The organism is Corynebacterium curieae, assembly GCF_027570035.1.
Lineage (GTDB): Bacteria > Actinomycetota > Actinomycetes > Mycobacteriales > Mycobacteriaceae > Corynebacterium > Corynebacterium curieae.
In genome coordinates this window covers 1-392 of record NZ_JAKMUU010000030.1, presented here as the reverse complement: position 1 = coordinate 392, position 392 = coordinate 1, and the positions used below count along the sequence as shown (strand labels likewise).

General features: G+C 50.5%; 1 protein-coding gene. It reads left to right on the top strand.

Annotation, left to right across the window (positions count from 1 at the left end):
• Positions 1 to 392 (top strand): VaFE repeat-containing surface-anchored protein (locus L8V01_RS11905; protein WP_269947171.1); only part of this gene is annotated, 392 nt, incomplete at both ends.

Sequence of the window (392 nt, the reverse complement as noted above, 5' to 3'; positions counted from 1 at the left end):
CCGAAGGACACTCCGAAGATCTCCACGAATGCTGATTTTGAGGATGGTTCTCACGAGGTAATCGCTGGTGCCAAGATTGTTGATGAGGTTTCCTACGAGGGTCTGGTTCCGGGTAAGGAATACACTCTGAAGGCTGAGCTGATTAACAAGAAGGATGGCAAGTCTGTTCTGGGTGAGGGTGAAGAAACCTTTACTCCGAAGGAGTCCAAGGGTTCTGTTGATGTTCATATCACTGTGAACGATGATGTGACTGAGCCGGTTGAGGCTGCGGTTGCTTTCGAGGAGTTGACCTCTACTGAGGTCAATGACAAGGGTGAGGACACCCCGGGTACTACTCCGGAGAAGCCGAACCATATCGCTGAGCACAAGGACATCAACGATAAGGATCAGAC